This is a genomic window from Variovorax sp. CF079 (assembly GCF_900101545.1).
In the GTDB taxonomy this organism is placed as follows: Bacteria; Pseudomonadota; Gammaproteobacteria; order Burkholderiales; family Burkholderiaceae_C; genus Variovorax.
Genome location: NZ_FMZU01000014.1, coordinates 189,171 through 207,392 on the forward strand (window position 1 = coordinate 189,171; position 18,222 = coordinate 207,392).

General features: G+C 66.0%; 16 protein-coding genes, 2 tRNA genes and 1 pseudogene. 7 read left to right on the forward strand and 12 right to left on the reverse strand.

The features are described from left to right. From phoB to pstS, 6 genes are read right to left on the reverse strand one after another with little or no spacing between them, the layout of a single operon-like run. On the reverse strand, positions 1–693 hold the full coding sequence (gene phoB / locus BLS74_RS19920; protein ID WP_093108882.1) for a phosphate regulon transcriptional regulator PhoB: 693 nt from the start codon (positions 691–693) through the stop codon (positions 1–3). Continuing rightward, the gene (phoU, locus tag BLS74_RS19925; RefSeq protein ID WP_093108883.1) at positions 694–1,395 is read right to left on the reverse strand and encodes a phosphate signaling complex protein PhoU; all 702 of its coding nucleotides are present in this window, start codon (positions 1,393–1,395) and stop codon (positions 694–696) included. It abuts the gene before it with no gap. Positions 1,396–1,418: 23 nt separating this feature from the next. After that, entirely contained in the window at positions 1,419–2,201 is a 783-nt protein-coding gene (pstB, locus tag BLS74_RS19930) for a phosphate ABC transporter ATP-binding protein PstB (protein ID WP_093108884.1), read from the reverse strand. 5 nt (positions 2,202–2,206) lie between these two features. Further along, positions 2,207–3,091, reverse strand: coding sequence for a phosphate ABC transporter permease PstA (gene pstA, locus BLS74_RS19935; RefSeq protein WP_093108885.1), 885 nt, complete (start codon positions 3,089–3,091; stop codon positions 2,207–2,209). Then, a complete protein-coding gene (pstC, locus tag BLS74_RS19940) occupies positions 3,088–4,158 on the reverse strand; it encodes a phosphate ABC transporter permease subunit PstC (RefSeq protein WP_093108886.1) in 1,071 nt (356 codons plus the stop codon). Before pstC ends, pstA begins: the two co-directional genes overlap by 4 nt. A 15-nt stretch (positions 4,159–4,173) precedes the next feature. Next, positions 4,174–5,211 carry a phosphate ABC transporter substrate-binding protein PstS gene (pstS, locus tag BLS74_RS19945; RefSeq protein ID WP_093108887.1) on the reverse strand — a complete coding sequence of 346 codons (1,038 nt, stop codon included), beginning with the start codon at positions 5,209–5,211 and terminating at the stop codon, positions 4,174–4,176. Positions 5,212–5,460: 249 nt separating this feature from the next. On the opposite strand from pstS, the gene BLS74_RS19950 reads away from it, so the two are divergent. Further along, complete coding sequence (locus tag BLS74_RS19950; RefSeq protein WP_093108888.1) at positions 5,461–6,978, forward strand: Ppx/GppA phosphatase family protein; 1,518 nt, start codon at positions 5,461–5,463, stop codon at positions 6,976–6,978. Positions 6,979–6,981: 3 nt separating this feature from the next. Here BLS74_RS19950 and BLS74_RS19955 read toward each other — a convergent pair whose 3' ends face one another. The 3 genes from BLS74_RS19955 to BLS74_RS19965 all read right to left on the reverse strand — a co-directional run bounded on the left by BLS74_RS19955 (position 6,982) and on the right by BLS74_RS19965 (position 10,574). After that, the gene (locus tag BLS74_RS19955; RefSeq protein ID WP_093108889.1) at positions 6,982–7,443 is read right to left on the reverse strand and encodes a SixA phosphatase family protein; all 462 of its coding nucleotides are present in this window, start codon (positions 7,441–7,443) and stop codon (positions 6,982–6,984) included. An 11-nt stretch (positions 7,444–7,454) separates the two neighbouring features. After that, a complete protein-coding gene (gene ppk1, locus BLS74_RS19960) occupies positions 7,455–9,641 on the reverse strand; it encodes a polyphosphate kinase 1 (RefSeq protein ID WP_093108890.1) in 2,187 nt (728 codons plus the stop codon). A gap of 63 nt (positions 9,642–9,704) precedes the next feature. Next, complete coding sequence (locus tag BLS74_RS19965) at positions 9,705–10,574, reverse strand: GNAT family N-acetyltransferase (protein WP_093108891.1); 870 nt, start codon at positions 10,572–10,574, stop codon at positions 9,705–9,707. A 139-nt stretch (positions 10,575–10,713) separates the two neighbouring features. Here BLS74_RS19965 and BLS74_RS19970 point away from each other — a divergent pair, with 139 nt between their 5' ends. The 3 genes from BLS74_RS19970 to BLS74_RS19980 all read left to right on the forward strand — a co-directional run bounded on the left by BLS74_RS19970 (position 10,714) and on the right by BLS74_RS19980 (position 13,304). Beyond that, positions 10,714–12,399, forward strand: coding sequence for an FAD-dependent oxidoreductase (locus BLS74_RS19970; protein WP_093108892.1), 1,686 nt, complete (start codon positions 10,714–10,716; stop codon positions 12,397–12,399). Positions 12,400–12,482: 83 nt separating this feature from the next. After that, positions 12,483–13,187, forward strand: coding sequence for a glutathione binding-like protein (locus tag BLS74_RS19975; RefSeq protein WP_093108893.1), 705 nt, complete (start codon positions 12,483–12,485; stop codon positions 13,185–13,187). Positions 13,188–13,227: 40 nt separating this feature from the next. Continuing rightward, positions 13,228–13,304 (forward strand) — tRNA-Pro (locus BLS74_RS19980). Positions 13,305–13,321: 17 nt separating this feature from the next. Here the strand turns inward: BLS74_RS19980 and BLS74_RS19985 are convergent. Further along, the gene (locus tag BLS74_RS19985) at positions 13,322–13,534 is read right to left on the reverse strand and encodes a hypothetical protein (RefSeq protein ID WP_093108894.1); all 213 of its coding nucleotides are present in this window, start codon (positions 13,532–13,534) and stop codon (positions 13,322–13,324) included. 122 nt (positions 13,535–13,656) lie between these two features. On the opposite strand from BLS74_RS19985, the gene BLS74_RS19990 reads away from it, so the two are divergent. Then, positions 13,657–13,733, forward strand: a tRNA-Arg gene (locus BLS74_RS19990). Positions 13,734–14,147: 414 nt separating this feature from the next. On the opposite strand, the gene BLS74_RS19995 is transcribed toward BLS74_RS19990, so the two are convergent. Beyond that, on the reverse strand, positions 14,148–14,408 hold the full coding sequence (locus tag BLS74_RS19995) for a hypothetical protein (protein WP_170855661.1): 261 nt from the start codon (positions 14,406–14,408) through the stop codon (positions 14,148–14,150). Positions 14,409–14,603: 195 nt separating this feature from the next. On the opposite strand from BLS74_RS19995, the gene pabB reads away from it, so the two are divergent. Together pabB and BLS74_RS20005 are read left to right on the forward strand one after the other, a co-directional pair. Then, on the forward strand, positions 14,604–16,736 hold the full coding sequence (pabB, locus tag BLS74_RS20000; RefSeq protein WP_093108896.1) for an aminodeoxychorismate synthase component I: 2,133 nt from the start codon (positions 14,604–14,606) through the stop codon (positions 16,734–16,736). Then, positions 16,729–17,598 (forward strand): DMT family transporter, encoded by an 870-nt coding sequence (locus BLS74_RS20005; RefSeq protein ID WP_244503934.1) that lies wholly within the window; start codon positions 16,729–16,731, stop codon positions 17,596–17,598. The genes pabB and BLS74_RS20005 overlap by 8 nt, the downstream gene beginning before the upstream one ends. 447 nt (positions 17,599–18,045) lie before the next feature. Here the strand turns inward: BLS74_RS20005 and BLS74_RS20010 are convergent. Continuing rightward, positions 18,046–18,222: pseudogene (locus BLS74_RS20010) on the reverse strand (transposase); the annotation flags it as partial.

Sequence of the window (18,222 nt, forward strand, 5' to 3'; positions counted from 1 at the left end):
TCAAACCGTCGCTTGGGCCGTCAGGCGATAGCCCGCGCCGCGCACGGTCTCGACCATCGGCGCCGCCAGGCCGAGCGATTCGCGCAGACGCTTCACGTGCACGTCGACCGTCCGCTCTTCGATGTAGACATGATCGCCCCACACCTTGTCCAGCAGCTGCGCGCGGCTGTGCACGCGCTCGGCATGCTGCATCAGGTAGCCGAGCAGCTTGAACTCGGTCGGGCCCACCTTCAGCAGCGTGCCCTGCCATGTCACGCGGTGCGTCGCGGTGTCGAGCACGAGTTCGCCGATCTCGACGCGCTCGGTGACGGCCTCGGGCGCACGGCGGCGCAGCACGGCACGAATGCGGGCCAGCATCTCCTGCGTCGAGAAGGGCTTGGTGATGTAGTCGTCGGCGCCCGCGTCCAGCCCGGCCACCTTGTCGGGCTCGTCGCCGCGCGCGGTCAGCATGAGGATCGGCATCGACTTGGTGCGCGGGTCCTTGCGCCACTGGCGCGCCAGCTGCAGGCCGCTCTGGCCCGGCAGCATCCAGTCGAGCAGCACCAGGTCGGGCAGGAAGGCATCGAGCTCGCGCTGCGCTGCCGCGCCATCCTCGGCCCAGATCGGCTCGAAGCCGTTGTGGCGCAGGTTGACGGCGATCAGCTCGGCGATCGAGGACTCGTCTTCGACGATCAGGACGCGTGGCTTCTTCATCTATTGAAGTGCGCTTTCGATTTCCTGCATCGAAGTGTGCCGCACGTCGGCGCCCTTGACGATGTAGATGATGAACTCGGCGATGTTCTTCGCATGATCGCCAATGCGCTCGATCGCCTTGGCCAGGAACAGCAGGTCGAGGCTCGCCGAGATGGTGCGCGGGTCTTCCATCATGTAGGTGACCAGCTTGCGCACGAAGCCGTCGAATTCCTTGTCGATCAGGTCGTCGTCCTTCAGGATCGACAGCGCCGCGGCCGTGTCCAGGCGCGCGAAGGCGTCGAGCGCCTTGCGCAGCAGGCCCGAGGCCAGATCGGCTGCGATGCGCAGCTCGGTGGAAGGCAGGGCGCGCGCCGAACCGCTTTCGATGATCGACTTGACCATGCGCGCGATCTTGTTGGCCTCGTCGCCCACGCGCTCCAGGTTGGCGGTGGTCTTCGAGATCGCGATCAAGAGGCGCAGATCGCGCGCCGTCGGCTGGCGCCGCGCGATGATCGAGGACAGCTCGCGGTCGATCTCGATTTCCATCGCGTTGACGCGGTGCTCGGTTTCCATCACGCGGTCGGCCGCCTCGGAATCGAACTGCGACAGCGAATAGACGGCCTGATGGATCTGGGACTCGACCATGCCGCCGAGCTCCATCACGCGCGAGGAGACGGCGTTGAGTTCGCTGTCGAACTGGCTGGAGAGATGTTTTTCCGTCATGGTGCTTCCTTTATCCGTAACGTTTAACCGAAACGGCCGGTGATGTAGTCCTCGGTTTCCTTGCGCTTCGGCTTGAAGAACAGCTCTTCCGTCGCGCCGAATTCGATCAGGTCGCCGAGGTACATGTAGGCGGTGTAGTCGCTGCAGCGCGCCGCCTGTTGCATGTTGTGGGTCACGATAACGACGGTGTACTCGCTTTTCAGCTCGGCGATCAACTCCTCGATTTTCGCCGTGGAGATCGGATCGAGCGCCGAGCACGGCTCGTCGAGCAGCAGCACCTCGGGCTTGATCGCGATGCCGCGCGCAATGCACAGGCGCTGCTGCTGGCCGCCGGAGAGGCCCGAGCCGCTTTGCTGCAGCTTGTCGCGCACCTCGGTCCAGAGCGCGGCCTTCTTGAGCGCCCATTCGACGCGGTCGTCCATCTCGGAGGCGCTCAGGTTCTCGAACAGCTTCACGCCGAAGGCGATGTTGTCGTAGATCGACATCGGAAACGGCGTCGGCTTCTGGAAAACCATGCCGACCTTGGCGCGGATCAGCGCCACGTCCTGCTTGGAGGTCAGCAGGTTTTCCCCGTCCAGCGCGATGACACCCTCGGCGCGCTGCTCCGGATAGAGCTCGAACATACGGTTGAAGGTGCGCAGCAAGGTCGACTTGCCGCAGCCCGACGGCCCGATGAAGGCCGTCACCTTGTTCTCGGGAATCTCGAGGTTGATGCTCTTGAGCGCATGGAACTTGCCGTAATAGAAGTTCAGATCCTTGACCGAGATCTTGGCGCGCGACGGCTGTGCAGCGATGGTGGTTGGCATGATGTTCAGAGTTTGTTGCGCGTCAGGATCCGCGCGAGGATATTTAGGCCGAGCACTGCAACGGTGATCAGGAACACGCCGGCCCAGGCGAGTTGCTGCCAGTTCTCGTACGGGCTCATCGCGAACTTGAAGATGGTCACCGGCAGGCTGGCCATCGGCTGCGTCACGTCCGAGGTCCAGAACTGGTTGCTGAGCGCGGTGAACAGGAGCGGCGCGGTTTCGCCCGCGATGCGCGCCACCGCCAGCAGGACGCCCGTGACCACCCCGGCGCGCGCGGCGCGCAGCGTGATGCTCAGGATGACCTTCCATTTCGGCGTGCCCAGCGCATAGGCCGCTTCGCGCAGGCCGGCCGGGATCAGCTGCAGCATGTTCTCGGTGGTGCGGATCACGACCGGAATCACGATCAGCGCCAGCGACAGCGCGCCGGCCAGGCCCGAGAAGGACTTGAAGCGCGCCACCACCACCGCATAGACGAACAGGCCGATCACGATCGACGGCGCCGACAGCAAGATGTCGTTGACGAAGCGGACGACGTTCGAGAGCCAGCTCTTGGGGTTGTACTCGGCCAGGTGGATGCCGGCCATGATGCCGATCGGCGTGCCCACGAAGGTGGCGAGGGCCACCATCACGAGCGAGCCGAAGATCGCGTTGGCAATGCCGCCCGATTCATTCGGCGGCGGCGTCATTTCGGTGAAGGTGGCCAGCGCCAGGCCGCCCACACCCAGGCGCAGCGTTTCCCAGAGGATCCAGATCAGCCAGAACACGCCGAAGGCCATCGCGGCGAGTGACAGCGTGAGCGCGATGAAGTTGACGCGCTTGCGGCTGGCGAACTTCGCCGCCCGCGTTTCGTCGAGCGCCTTGGCGCTCAGCAGGCGTTCGGCGGTGCTCATGACTTGGTTCCTTCGCTCTTCTTCATCTGCTGCAGCAGGATCTTGGACAGCGACAGCACCACGAAGGTGATGAAGAACAGCACCAGGCCCAGGTACATCAGAGAAGCCTGGTGCAGGCCCTCGCCGGCTTCGGCGAATTCGTTGGCCAGCACCGAAGTGATGCTGTTGGCGGCTTCGAAGACCGAGAGCGAGTTGAGCTGGTTCGTATTGCCGATCACGAAGGTAACGGCCATCGTTTCGCCCAGCGCCCGGCCGAGGCCGAGCATGATGCCGCCGATGACGCCGGCCTTGGTGTAGGGCAGCACCACCTTGGAGACCACCTCCCAGGTCGTGGAGCCGAGGCCATAGGCCGACTCCTTGAGCAGCGGCGGCGTCACTTCGAACACGTCGCGCATCACCGAGGCGATGAACGGGATGATCATGATCGCGAGGATGATGCCGGCCGACAGAATACCGATGCCCACAGGCGGGCCGGACACCAGCGCGCCGAGGTAAGGAACCCCGTCGAACAGTTTCTGCAGCGGCTGCTGCACGAAGGTCGACAGGATCGGCCCGAACACCAGCAAGCCCCACATGCCGTAGACGATCGAGGGCACGGCTGCCAGCAGCTCGATGGCTGTGCCGAGCGGCCGCTTCAGCCAGGCCGGCGACATCTCGGTCAGGAAGAGCGCGATGCCGAAGCTCACCGGCACCGCGATCACGAGTGCGATCAGCGAGGTGGCCAGCGTCCCGTAGATCATCACCAGCCCGCCGTACTCGTTCTGCACCGGGTCCCACACGCTGCTGGTGAGGAAACCCAAGCCGAACTTCGAGATGGCGGGCCAGGCGCCGGCCAGCAGCGACAGCAGGATGCCGATCAGCATCGCCAGGGTCAGCAGCGCGGCGCCCTTGGCGGCCCAGCCGAACAGGCGGTCGGTGGCGGCACCGGTGCGCGGCCTCTTGGCCGGCGGCGGGCTCGAGGTCGCACGGTCACGCTCGGCCGGAAGCTCGAGCGAGGTGGAAGCAGCGGGAAAAGTGGATGACACAGGTCGCTCCGAAAGCGGCGCGTGCTCGAGCGGAGTGCTCATACGCGCCGGTCCGCTTTACTTGAAGGCGACGGGCTTGCCCGACGCGTCCTTGATCTCGCCCCAGGCGTTCGCGATCACGCCCTTCACCTTGTCAGGCATCGGCACGTAGTCGAGGTCGCCGGCGGTCTTGTCGCCGTTCTTGTAGGCCCAGTCGAAGAACTTGAGCGTGGTCGTGGCCTGCGCCGGCTTGTCCTGCGACTTGTGCATCAGGATGAAGGTCGCGCCGGTGATCGGCCAAGCGTCCTTGCCGGGCTGGTTGGTCAGCACCTGGTAGAAGGTCTTGGACCAGTCAGCGCCGGCAGCGGCGGCCTTGAAGGCGTCATCGTCCGGCGAAACAAGGCTGCCGGAGGCATTCTGCATCTGGGCGTACTTCATCTTGTTCTGCTTGACGTAGGCGTACTCGACGTAGCCGATCGAGTTGGGCAGCTTGCTGACGAACTGCGCAACGCCCTCGTTGCCCTTGCCGCCCGCGCCGATGGGCCAGTTGACGGCCGTGCCGTCGCCGACCTTGGCCTTCCAGTCGGGGTTGGCCTTGCTCAGGTAGTTGGTGAACAAGAAGGTGGTGCCCGAGCCGTCGGCGCGGCGCACCGGTGCGATGGCCGCATCGGGCAGCGCCAGCGAGCCGTTCAGCGCCTTGATCGCGGGATCGTTCCACTTGGTGATCTTGCCGAGGTAGATGTCGCCGAGAACCTGGCCGTTGAGCTTGAGCTCGCCGGGCTTGATGCCCTGGATGTTGACCACCGGAATCACGCCACCGATCACGGTGGGGAACTGCACCAGGCCCTTGGCCTTCAGGTCGTCGTCGGTCAGCGGCATGTCGGAAGCGCCGAAATCGACTGTCTTGGCATCGATCTGCTTGATGCCGGCGCCGGAACCGACCGACTGGTAGTTGATCTTGGCACCGGTGGCCTTGTTGAAATCCGAGGCCCACTTCGAATACAGCGGGGCCGGGAAGCTTGCGCCGGCGCCGGTGGCTTCTTGTGCAAAAGCGGGAGCATGCGCCAGGGCCGCGGCGACGAAGCCGGCGGCAGCAAACTTGAACGTCATCTTCATGAAGCTTCCTTTTGGATGTGCAGAGGACCCCTTCCAGGGGGCTTGGCAGGGACTCTAGGAAGCTTGTGTGACACCGGTGTGACACCCTTTTCCAGAGGGAAATCGCCCATCGCAGGGGCCTGCGCTCTGTGACGCTGTCACACAATCGTCATGCGCCACGCCTAGCCTTGAGCGCTCGTTGCGGCACCCTCTTGGCGCGGCAGCGCCGGCCGAAACGCTACGATCGGGGCCCGCCATCTCCTCCTCACCATGCAAAACGGAACCCGCCTCGCTGCGGTCGATCTCGGGTCGAACAGCTTCAGGCTCGAGATCGGCCAGGTCGACCACGGCCAGATCCACCGCGCCGAGTACCTGAAGGAAACCGTTCGCCAAGGCAACGGCCTCGACAGCGCCCGCAACCTCACGCCGGAGGCGATGCAGCGCGGCTGGGACGCGCTGGCCCGCTTCGGCGAGCGGCTGGCGGGCTTCAAGCGCTCGCAAGTTCGCGCGGTGGCCACCCAGACCCTGCGCGAAGCCCGCAACCGCGAAGAATTCCTGCTGCGGGCGCGCACCATTCTGGGCTTCGGCATCGATGTCATCACGGGCCGCGAAGAGGCCCGCCTGATCTATCAAGGCGTGGCGCACCTGGTGCCCCACACCGACGCCTCGAACCGGGAGCGCCGCCTGGTGGTGGACATCGGCGGCCGCTCCACCGAGATGATCATCGGCCAAGGCCTGAAGGCCGAGGTGATGGAGTCGTACCGGGTCGGCAGCGTCGCATGGTCGATGAAGCATTTCCCCGAAGGCCAGTTCACGACCGCAGCCTTCAAGGCGGCCGAGATCGCCGCCAAGGCGGTGCTGGACGACGCGCTCGCCACCTACGTGCCGGACCGCTGGGACGTGGCCTACGGCGCCTCGGGCACCATCGGCGCGGTGGGCGATGTGCTCGCGGCCGCCGGCGGCGAGCCGGGGCTGATCACGCGCGACGGGCTCGATTGGCTGGTCGACCGGTTGCTCAAGGCCGGCAACGCCGATCGCCTGCGCATCGAAGGCATGCGGGAGGACCGCAAGGCCGTGATCGGCGGCGGCGTCAGCGTGCTGCGCGCCGTGTTCGACCTGCTCGAGATCGAGGAAATGAAGGTGGCCCAGGGCGCCTTGCGCCATGGCGTGCTCTACGAGCTGCTCGAGCGCGACGAGAGCGTCGCCGATCTGCGCGCCAGCACCGTGGCGCGCCTGGCCAACCGGTTCGCGGTCGATGCCGCGCAGGTCCGGCGCGTCAGCGAGACCGCCGCTGCGCTGTTCCTGCAGCTCGAGCCGGCCGCGCGCGGCGGCAGCACCACCAGCCGCGCCGGACGAGCACTGCGCAAGATCGGCTGGGCCGCCCAGCTGCACGAGATCGGCGCCCAGATTTCGCACAGCGAGTACCACAAGCACGGCGCCTACATCCTGGACAACGCCGACGCGCCGGGCTTCGCGGTGAACGAGATGCACTGGTTGAGCCAGTTGGTGCTCGGTCATCGCGGCAAGCTGCGCAAGATCGAGGCCTCTCTGAACGACGAGACCTTCGTCGCGCAACTGCTGGCGCTGCGCCTGGCCGTGATCCTGTGCCATGCGCGACGCGATCCGGATCTGGAGGGGCTGCGCCTGGGGCGAGCGAACAGCCAGCTTTTCGCCATCGCGTGCCGTGCGGGCTGGTCCGAGACCTACCCCCAATCCGCGCACCTGCTGCGCGAGGAAGTGCTGGCCTGGCAGAAGGCCGCCTGGCGGCTCGAGCTGAAGGGCTGCTGACGCCTAGAGCAGTTCGGGCGACTGCACCGTGACCACCACGGTCTGCACGTCGCCGTCGCGCTCGCGGGTGCGGATCCACCAGACGGCCCCCTTGCGCACCGGGCAGCTGTCGTGCTTGAGGCCGAGCAGCAGCGAAATGGCTTCGCCGAGCGAGGGCTGATGCCCGATCAGCAGCACCACGGATTTGCCGTTGGGCCATCCGGCCGCGGCCAGCAGTGCATCCGCCGTGGTGTCGGGCGCGAGTTCGCTGCGCAGCTTGTACTTGCGTCCTAGTGCGAGCGCGGTCTGCTCGCAGCGGCGTGCCGGGCTGCAGACGATGCGCGTGCCCTCGGGTAGTTGCCGATCGAGCCAGGCCGCCATGCGCTTGGCCTGTTTCTCGCCGCGCTGGGTCAGCGAGCGCTGCAGGTCGTCGCCGCCCTCGGTCCAGTCCTCGGCCTCGGCATGGCGCCAAAAAATCAGATCCATGGCTTGTTGCGTCATTCCCGAGAGGCAGCGCGGCTGCGACCTCGCGATGCGTAGCGGACCATCAGCGCGGTCTGCGCGCCATGGGCCTCGACGGTGCGAACGACGGCGCCATCCGCGCCCGGCTGCAGATCGACGCGGCGATAGGCACCGTCGGCGCCGAGATCCCAGGCATCCCGCCCGTCGTGCAGGTAAGCCACCAGGCATTCGTCGATGAGCCGCTGGCGCAGCGCCGGATCGGTCACCGGCCAGGCCAGCTCGATGCGGCGCAGCATGTTGCGGTTCATCCAGTCGGCGCTCGACAGGTACAGGGATTCGTCGTCGCCCCGGCGGAAATAGAAGACGCGCGAATGCTCGAGGAAGCGTCCGATCACCGAGCGCACGCGGATGTTGTCGGTCAAGCCCGGCACGCACGCCGGCAAGGTGCAGCCGCCGCGCACGATCAGGTCGATCTTCACGCCCTTTTGGCCGGCGTTCACCAGCGCGGCGATCAGGGCCTCGTCGGTCAGCGCGTTCATCTTGGCAACGATGCGTGCAGGCTCGCCGGCGGCCGCCGCGGCAGCGAGCGCATCGACCTGGGCGATCATGTTGCGGTGCAGGTCGAAGGGTGCCATCCACATGCGATGGAGCTTGGGCAGCCGGCTCTGGCTGGCCATGTGCACGAACACCGCCTCCATGTCGGCGGTCAGCAAGGGGTCGGCGGTCAGGTGGCTGATGTCGGTGTAGAGCTTGGCCGTGCGGGGGTTGTAGTTGCCGGTCGACAGATGGCCGTAGCGGCGCATCTGCTTGCCCTCGCGGCGCGTCACCAGCAGCATCTTGGCGTGCGTCTTCAGGCCGACCACGCCGTAGACGACCTGGACGCCGATCGATTCGAGCATCTCGGCCCAGTTGATGTTGGCCTCCTCGTCGAAACGCGCCTTGAGCTCCACCACCACCGTGACTTCCTTGCCGCGGCGAACCGCCTCGCGCAGCAGGTCCATGAGCTCGGAATCGGTGCCGGTGCGGTAGATGGTCTGCTTGATGGCGAGCACCTGCGGGTCCTGCACCGCTTCGCGCAGGAAGGCCAACACGCCGTCGAAGCTCTCGAAAGGCTGGTGGATCAGGGCATCGCCCTGCTGCAGCCGCTCGAAGAAGGACTGCCCCGGCGTCAGCATCACCGGGTAGGACGCCTGGTAAGGCGGAAAGCGCAGCTGCGGCTCCTCCAGCAGGTCGATCAGCTGCGTCAGCCGGGCCAGGTTGACCGGACCGTGCACGCGGTACAGCGCCTGCGGCGGCAGGTTGAATTGCGCCAGAAGGAAGCTCGCCAGCGACTCGGCGCAACTGGCCGAGACCTCGAGCCGGACGGCCTGGCCGTAGTGGCGATGCTGCAGGCCCTGGCGCAGTGCCGTGCGCAGGTTCTTGACGTCTTCCTCGTCCACCGCCAGGTCGGAGTGGCGCGTCACGCGGAACTGGGAGAATTCGCCGACTTCGCGCCCCGGAAACATGCTGGACAGGTGGGCCCGCACGATGCTCGACAGCGCGACGAACAGCGTCTTGCCGCCCGACACCTTGGCCGGCATGCGGATCAGGCGCGGCAGCACGCGCGGCACCTTGACGATGGCGATCGGATTTTCGCGCCCGAAAGCGTCCTTGCCGGAGAGGCGAACGATGAAGTTGAGCGACTTGTTAGCGACCTGGGGAAAGGGATGCGCTGGATCCAGCCCCACCGGAATCAAGAGCGGCTGGACCTCGCGCTCATAGTAGTCGTGCACCCATTTGCGCTGCGCCGGGTTGCGCTCGCCGTGCGAGATGATGTGGATGCCCTGGCTCGCGAAGGTCGGCATCAGCTCGTCGTTGTAGAGCGCGTACTGCCGCCCCACCAGCGCATGCGCCACCTCGGCCAGGCGCTCGAAGGACTCCACGGTGTAGTTGCCCTTGTGGTCGCCCGCGGCATTGGCGATCAGGTGCGGCGCCGTCCGGACCTCGAAGAATTCGTCGAGGTTGGACGACACGATGCACAGGTAGCGCAGGCGCTCGATCAGCGGCACTTCGGGGCGGTAGGCCCAGTCGAGCACCCGCTCGTTGAAGGCCAGGATGCTGTGGTCGCGATCGAGCAGCGCCAACGACGGCTCAGCGGCGACAGGCACGCTGTCGGAAAGGACTGGCGACAAGGAAAATGATTCTGGAGAAACCGGCACGGGAGTGTATGCAGACGGAATCATGACAGTGTCAACCGCCGTTGTGACAGTTGCATGACAACTGTATGACGACATTCCCGTGCTGTCTTAATTGCCCAGGAAGTGTTTTCGATAGCGCGCCGGCAGGTCCTCGATGCGCATCAGCATCGGAAGGTCGGCGGTATTGAAGTCCGGATCCCAGGCCGGCGGGCCCAGAACCTTGGCGCCGAGCCGCAGATAGCCCTTGATCAGCGCAGGCGGCTCGATCTGGAGTTCGCCGTCGAGCCGATGCACCGGCAACGGCAGCCGCGGCTGCACGTGGTACTGGATCGGTGCCATATGGGTGGCCGAGAGCTGGCGCCAGATGCTGGCCGCCGCATCGCCGCTGGTCACGCCGTTGTGCCACATCGGGATGCTGGCGCAGCCGATCATGGTGTCGAGCTTGTTGCGGTTCATGAAACCGGCCAGCGCACCCCAGAGAGCGAGGATCACGCCGCCCTGGCGATGGTCCGCATGGACGCAGCTGCGGCCCAGCTCGACCATGCGTTCGCGCAAGTCGCGCAGCCGCGTCAGATCGAATTCGGTGTCGCTGTAGGTGCTGCCGATGCGCCGGGCCTGGGCCGGCGTCAGCACGCGGTAGGTGCCGATCACCTGGTTCGTCGCCAGCTCGCGCACCAGCAGGTGCTCGCAGAAGTCGTCGAACAGGTCGATGTCGTGGCCTTCCAGCGGGGTCGTGAGGCGGGCACCCATCTCGCCCGCAAACACCTCGTAGCGCAGGCGCTGGGCCGCGCGGACGTCGTCCTGGTGCCGTGCCCAGGTCACGCTGATGCCGCCGGCTTCGGTGGCGGCGGCAGGGGTTGCCGCAGCCGGTACTGCAGGAATCGAAGCCGGTGCGCGGGCCGGGTTCGGCGCCGGCCACAGGGCGGCGCGCAGTCCCAGCTGCGAGAACGGAAACGTCGGCGTGGGCAGTTCTTTCATGCGAGACCCTTTCTGCGCACGGAGTCTGTGAGACAGCGGTGAAACACGCGTGTCAATCCGATGGCAGTTGCGTGACTTGCAACCATTGGCGCCTGCTTTCGGCGTCTAATCCCGACGTTTCGCCAACTGGAGTTCTTTCATGGCCGCCGAAGTCCAAGTCAGGGTCGAGGTCGAGACCCGCCGTCATCAGATGTTTCCCGTGCTGGGCGCCGCCTGCATCGAGCGCATCAGGCGCTTCGGCAGCGTGCGGCACTACGCGCGCGGGGACTGCCTCTTCCGGGCCGGCGAGCCCGGCCCGGGGATGTTCGTCGTACTGCGCGGCATCGTGGCGATCACCCAGCGCGACGGGCTCGGGCGCGTGGTGCCCATCGAACGCCAGGGCCCGGGTCAGTTTCTGGCGGAGATCGCCCAACTCTCCGGCCGCCCTGCCCTGGTTGACGGCCACGCCGAGGACGATGTAGAGACTCTGCTGGTGCCGCCCGAGCAGCTGCGCGCGCTGATCATCGCCGAGGCCGACCTCGGGGAACGGCTGGTCCGCGCGATGATCCTGCGCCGGGTGGCCCTGATCGAATCGGGCAGCAGCGGGCCGGTGCTGATCGGACCGCCGCAGTCGGCCGCGCTGCTGCGGCTGCAGAACTTCCTGCGCCGCAACGGCCATCCCTACAACGTGGTCGACGCGACGCAGGACGCGGATGCGGCGGCACTGCTCGAACAGTACGGCGAGGCGGAACTGCTCGTGGTCTGTCCCGACGGTGCCGTCGTGGTCAATCCGACCGACAACGCACTCGCGCGCTGCCTCGGCATGGTCGACACCATCGACCACGACGAGCTTTTCGACGTGGTGGTGGTCGGCGCCGGCCCCGCCGGCCTCGCGACCGCCGTCTACGCCGCATCCGAAGGCTTGCGCGTGATCGTGGTCGATTGCCGTTCCTTCGGCGGCCAGGCGGGCGCGAGCGCGCGCATCGAGAACTACCTGGGCTTTCCGACCGGCATCTCCGGCGGCGCGCTCGCCGGCCGCGCCTTCGTTCAGGCGCAGAAATTCGGCGTCGAGATGCTGATCCCGGCCGAGGTCGCCTCCATGGACTGCAGCGAAGCCGATACCAAGGGAGAGCTCACGGTCCAGCTCACCGATGGCCGGCGCCTGCGTTCCCGAACCGTCGTGATCGCCAGCGGCGCGCGCTACCGCCGCCCCGAGGTGCCGCGCCTGGCCGAATTCGAAGGCCGCGGCATCTGGTTCTGGGCCTCGGCGCTGGAGGCCAAGCTGTGCGCACAGCAGGAGGTGGCACTGGTCGGCGGCGGCAATTCGGCCGGCCAGGCCGCGGTGTTCCTGTCGCAGCATGCCGCCAAGGTCAATGTGCTGGTGCGCGGCCCTTCGCTCGCAGCCACCATGTCGCGCTACCTGATCGACCGCATCGAGGCCACGCCCAACATCGAGCTGCATCCGCATACCGAGCTGGTGAGCCTGCACGGCGACCCGGCCTCGGGATTGAACGGGGCCACCTGGCGCTGCCGTCGCACCGGCGACGAAGAGCAGTGCCCGACGCGCAATATCTTCCTCTTCATAGGCGCGGTGCCGGAAACGGACTGGCTCGAGGGCTGCGGCGTCTCGGTCGACAAGCATGGCTTCGTGTTGACCGGGGAAGCGGCGCGCGGGGGATTTCCTGCCAGGCCCGCGGCTGCGCTGGAAACCAGCGTCGCCGGCGTGTTCGCCGTGGGGGACGTGCGCTCCGGTTCGGTCAAGCGCGTGGGCGGCGCGATCGGCGAAGGCGCCGCCGTGGTCGCGCTGATCCACAAGCACCTGGCACCGAGCGCCGTGGCCGCCTGAGGCCGGAACAGGCCGCGTTCTGCAGGAAAAGCCACCGGCCGCTATGCTGGCCGGCCCTGTCTCTTTCCTCTGGAACGCAGTCCATGTCTCAAGCTCCCATCGACATTTATTCCTGGCCCACGCCCAATGGCCACAAGATTCACATCATGCTGGAGGAGTGCGGCCTCCCCTACCGCGCGCACCCGGTCAACATCGGCAAGGGCGACCAGTTCGAAGCCGGCTTTCTCAAGATCAGCCCCAACAACAAGATCCCGGCCATCACCGATCCCGAGGGCCCGGACGGCAAGCCGATCTCACTGTTCGAATCCGGCGCGATCCTGGTCTACCTGGCCGGCAAGACCGGCCAGTTTCTTCCCGAAGGCGAGCGCGCACGCTACGAGGTGCTGCAGTGGCTCATGTTCCAGATGGGCGGCGTCGGCCCGATGCTGGGCCAGGCGCATCACTTCCGCATGTACGCGCCCGAGAAGATCGCCTACGCCATCGACCGCTACAGCAACGAGGCGCGGCGCCTCTACGGCGTGATCGACAAGCAGCTGGCCAGCCACCGGTTCGTCGCCGGCGAAACCTACTCGATCGCCGACATCGCCATCTTCCCGTGGCTGCGCAGCTGGGAGAACCAGGGCATCGTGCTCACCGAGTTCCCACACCTGAAGAAGTGGTTCGAGGGCATCGCTGCCCGGCCCGCGGTGCAGCGCGGCGTCAAGGTGCTGGCCGAGCTGCGCACGCCGATCACCGGCGACAAGGAGCGCGAAATCCTCTTTGGCAAGACGCAATACGCGAAGCGCTGAGAAAGGCCTGCTTCGCACAGGCTAGAATCGCAGGCTTCGTCGGGGCGTAGCGCAGCCTGGTAGCGCATCTGGTTTGGGACCAGAGGGTCGAAGGTTCGAATCCTTTCGCCCCGACCAACTATCTTTCTTCCGCCTCAGCTCACAGGCAACTGCTCCGGCATCGGTTCGGGCGGCGGTTCCTTCTTGGGCTCGGTCCGATCGGGTTTGGCCTGATCGAGCTCATCGATCATCTTTTCGCCCACCGGGTCCTTGCCGTCCGAAGGGATCGATTCTTCGAAGCCGATCTCGGGTTCCTCGTCGAGGGTCGGGTGGCGTGACGAAGCGGGTTGGGTGGCGTCGTTGCTCATATTGAACTCCATGAGGAGCTTCCACATTCGCTCTTCGCGACACGCCCCGGCCTCAGGCAAAGGCCAGAGCCCTTGTCGTCCGGCGCCGACGCCGGGGACGCCACCGTAAAATCGGCCCCCATCTGCCCGTAGCTCAGTTGGATAGAGCACCTGCCTTCTAAGCAGGTTGTCGGGGGTTCGATCCCCTCCGGGCAGGCCATCAGCCAGTTTCATCAGGCTTCAATCAGTCTCCGAACCCGCATCTCTTCAAGGGAAAGCGGGTTTTTCTTTGCCTCAAGCCAATCCACGGCATAGCAGGCCATGTTGGTACTTTGTCGGTACTTTTGCAGGTACCTGCGCTGGTCCCGACATCAGGTACCGACACGCCGTACCGACAAGCCAAGGAGCAGCGATGCTGACAGACACGTTCGTGAGGCAGCTGAAGCACAAGGGTGCCACGATCGGCGAGCGTTACGCCGACGGCGGCGGCATGTAGCTGCGCGTTCGACCGGAATGCCCTGTCACGATGGCCCGGAACGGGCGGTCACGATGCGCCGGAATACCCATCCAGGTCATGATGCGCTGTCCACGCTCGGTATGACTTTAGACGCCTGGGGCAGGCCAAGCGTGTCGGTCACAAACGCTCGCCCGCTGCCTCTTGCTCAAGAGACTCGCGCACACTTCCGAGCATCCCCGACAAGTCGGCGAGGGACACATCGCGCCTCCTGCCGCTGGCGCGATCCCTGAGCAGCTTCTCAATCGACGACAAGCCCTTCGCTGCCAGTACCACGCGATCTCTTCGCGGCGCACCACTGATCACCTTCAACTCGTCCACCAGAATTTCAAAGCCGCGTCGCTGGCTGCCATCGCGCCCGGTCCAGCGTGTTGATCGCAACCGGCCCTCCACAAACACCTCGGCCCCGCTAACCAACCCGTTTCGGGTCTGTAATCCTATGAGCAGGAGCGATCTGCGCGCCCAAGTGGTACCAGGTGCTCAACCTTCAAGCATGCCTACCTGTTCTGGTAGTTGGCACAACTCTGCGCGTCGTCAACGATGGATCCGCACGCCTAAAGTGCAAAGGGATCCACGATGCGCACACTGCTGATCGACAACTACGATTCGTTCACCCACAACCTCTACCAGTACCTCGCCGCGACCAACGCGCAGCCGCCGCGCGTCATCACGAACGATGAAATGTCGTGGCCCCAGATCGCCGAACTCGAGTTCGACAACATCGTCATCTCGCCGGGGCCCGGAAGACCGCAACGCCCTTCGGACCTGGGGGTCTCGGCCGACGTGCTCCGGCACGCCAGGGTACCGGTACTGGGTGTCTGCCTCGGGCACCAGGCCATGGCCCACTTCTGCGGTGCGAACGTGGCCCGCGCCGTACGGCCGATGCATGGACGCCTCGACCGCGTCCGCCACTCCGGAAGCGGCTTGTTCCGGGGAATCCCGGAACAGTTCGATGCAGTCCGATACCACTCGCTGGCAGTGACCGGGCTGCCCGAGCAGCTCGAGCCGCTGGCGTGGACCTTCGACGGCACCCTGATGGCCCTGCGGCACACGTCGAAACCCTGGTGGGGCGTGCAGTTCCATCCGGAATCGATCTGCACCGAGTACGGGGCGCGCCTGCTGCGCAACTTCAGGGAGCTCACCGAGCAGTGGCAAGCCCGCGCAGTTGCCGTCCACGGCCCCTCGGCATCGCCCAGGTGGCCGCAACTTGGACACGGCATGCCGCTGCAGCAGAACGACACGCTGATCATTCGCGCGCGATGCCTTGAAAGCTATCCAGACGCCGAAGCGCTTTTCCGCCACCGCTTCGCCGGCAACGCGGCCGCCTTCTGGCTGGACAGCAGCGACGCGGACGGCCAGAACGCGCGCTATTCGTACATGGGCGATGCGGGCGGACCGGACGCGCAGGTGATCACCTACCGGTCGCGTGACAGGCAGATCGATATCCACCACGAAGCGCACATCGAAACGCGCATCCAGAGCATCTTCGATTTCCTCAAGCAGGAAACCAACGTTGTGCCGCCTGGCGGAGCGTCATTGCCCTTCGACTTTGCCGGCGGCTACGTGGGCTATTTCGGCTACGAGCTCAAGGGCGAACTGGGCGGCAACCACGCCCACGACGCGTCCACGCCGGACGCGATGTGGATGCGGGTTCGTCGCTTTGTCGCTATCGATCACGGCGAGCAACAGACCTGGATCGTCTGCATCGATCGCGAACCGCATTCCCTGGCCAGCGAGGCCTGGATGAATGAAATGCAAAGGACCCTCTCCAATCCGGTGCCATCGGACGCTGCACCATCTGACGGCGCTGCCCGAATTGCGGACGCGCTCGCATGGCGCATCGATCTGCCCGACTACCGACGCCGCATCGCGAGATGCCAGGAGAACATCCTCGATGGCGAGACCTACGAAGTCTGCCTGACCAACCAGCTGGAGGGCGCCGGCCAGATCGACGCCCTGGACGTCTATTGCACGCTGCGCAAGCGCAATCCTGCGCCTTACGCCGCCTTCCTGAAAACGCCCGGCCTGGCGGTCCTGTGCGCCTCGCCCGAACTGTTCCTGAACATCGAGCCGGACGGCACGGTCGAGTCCAGGCCGATCAAAGGCACCGCGCGCCGCGGCGCGACGCCGCAGGAGGACGCCGCCATCGCGGCAACCCTCGCCAACGACGAAAAAAGCCGCGCCGAGAACCTCATGATCGTCGACCTCCTGCGCAATGATCTCAACCGGGTCTGCAAGGTTGGCAGCGTGCACGTGCCGCGCCTGTTCCAGATCGAGACCTTCGCGACGGTCCACCAGCTGGTCAGCACCATCCGGGGCCAGTTGCGGTACGACGTGAGTGCGATCGACTGCGTCCACGCCGCCTTCCCCGGCGGCTCCATGACCGGGGCGCCCAAGATCCGGACGATGAGGATCCTCGACGAGATCGAAGGGTCGCCACGGGGCATCTATTCCGGCAGCATCGGCTTTCTGTCGCTCAACGGCAGCGCGAAGCTCAACATCGTGATCCGCACCATCGTGAGTGCGAACGGCCGCGTCTCGATCGGCTCCGGCGGCGCCATCATCGCAATGTCCGATCCGGACGCCGAAGTCGAGGAGATCGTCCTGAAGGCGCGGGCCCAGCAGGATGTGCTGCAAGAGGCCGGCGCGCCGGGCACGCGCGCTTCTCGCAGTGCCGGGGATCCAACGCCGCACGACAGCGATGGCTGACCCTTCCGCCAATCGCCGCGGCGTCTTCCTGATGCTCGGGGCGATGGCGTGCTACGTGCTCAACGACGCCTGCCTGAAATTCACGCTGGCGCACCACCCGCATGGGCAGGTGCTGGCCGTCCGCGGCCTGTTTGCCACGGCGATGGTCCTGGTGCTCGCCCGTCGCGCCGGCATGCTGCCGCGATGGCGGCAACTGCTGCAGCCGATGGTCGCCGTCCGATCGGTGCTGGAGGTGGCGACCGCCATGGCCTCCGTCGCCGCTCTCTCGCTGACTCCGCTATCCATCGTCACGGCCATCATGATGGTGTCGCCCTTGCTGATTGCCGTGTGCGCGATGGCGCTCGGATGGGAGGCGCCGCAAGCCGGTCGCATCTTCGCGACAGTGACCGGTTTGGCCGGCGTGCTGCTGATCGCCAGACCCTTCTCGCAGGCGAGCGTGGCGAACTGGGGCATCGTGTTCTCTCTCGCCTGCGCTGCCGGCCTGGCGGCAAGGGACCTGGCCACGCGCGCCATGCCCCCGGGTGTTCCTTCGGTCCTCATCACCCTCGCGGCGACGGTGGCCTCGTGCGCTGGCGGTTTCGCGCTCGGCCTGCGGGAGACCTGGCAACCGCTGCAGCCCGCGCAAACGCTGGGTCTCGCGCTGGCCGCCCTGTGCGCGGCGCTGGGTAACTACGCGCTGATCGCCGCCTGCCGCGACGTCGATCTCTCGGTCGTCGCGCCATTTCGCTACAGCATCCTGCTCTGGGCGCTTCTGATGGGGTACCTCGGGTGGGACGAGACGCCCGATGCGGCGTCGGGCATCGGCATCGTGCTGATCAGTGCCGGCGGCCTCCTGGCGCTACGCGGCAGTCGTTCCCGCTGAGTGGCCCGCCTCCGCCTTTCGGCCGCGTTGACACGGTCCTGGTGCTCGTGAGTGATGATGGCCACGTCGATATGACAGCCAGTTGCTTCGCGGATGTCGGTGGTTATCTCAAGGGCCGTGGGCCTCGGTGAACTTCGGCGATCTGGGCTTGTTGGGCCGTCGAGCCAGCTTCAACGAGCGCTCTAGACTGGCTGCTGCCGTTTGGCTCTGGGCCACCGAGACGCCGGTCGCATAAAGCGGTCCGTGGCAATTTTCTGATCGAGGACAAATCCACTTTGGAAGCGGTCGTTTGGCGAGCGCAGCGCGCGCATCAGACCCCAGCGCGGCGATCGCTTGCCGCATCTGCTTCTCCGAACTAGTACATCAACACGTAAGTTCCGAAACGTAGTGACGCCCGAGCTTGTGATCTGCGTCCTGTCGAGTGAACTTCCACTCGATGGTTCGGCGCAGCGCGTTTCGATCTGCTTGCCAAGCATCGACTTCGCGTCGCAAAAGTTGCTGGCTGGGGAGGCGACGGTTCAGGCATTGACGCGTGAGGATGCCGATCTCGATCTCTGCCATGTTGAGCCAACTTGCGTGCTTGGGCGTGTAGTGAAAGCACACCCGGCGCAGCAGCGTGCTGGC